The sequence below is a fragment of the Gilvimarinus sp. 1_MG-2023 genome (genome assembly GCF_030548285.1).
The window spans coordinates 1-263 of record NZ_JAUOSC010001158.1 but is presented as its reverse complement, the minus strand read 5'-3'; the positions used below and the strand labels follow the sequence as shown (position 1 = coordinate 263).

Below are 263 nucleotides of genomic sequence, written 5' to 3'. Positions count from 1 at the left end.
ACGATATGCCGCCCGGTACCCGCTTTCAGTTGGTGCCGCCCAATGGAAACAGTATCGATGCCACCCACAACCTGATTCTTGATCCGACCAGTGGAACGGCCACATTCGATCTGAGTTCACGCCCAGCCGGCAACTACACTCTGCAGGCCGTGCTGCCGAGCGGAGCCGTGGTCACGTTGCCGAACCCGATCGCAGTTACCGCCAGCCCGGCGATTCCGCTGGCCCAGGGCATCGATGTCAGCCTCACCCTGCCGGAAGAAGCA

At 62.0% G+C, this 263-nt stretch carries 1 protein-coding gene; it reads left to right on the top strand.

The genetic code is table 11. The annotated features are described in order from the left end of the window. A partial coding sequence (locus Q4563_RS20495) for a hypothetical protein (protein ID WP_303605824.1) occupies positions 1-263 on the top strand: 263 nt, incomplete at both ends.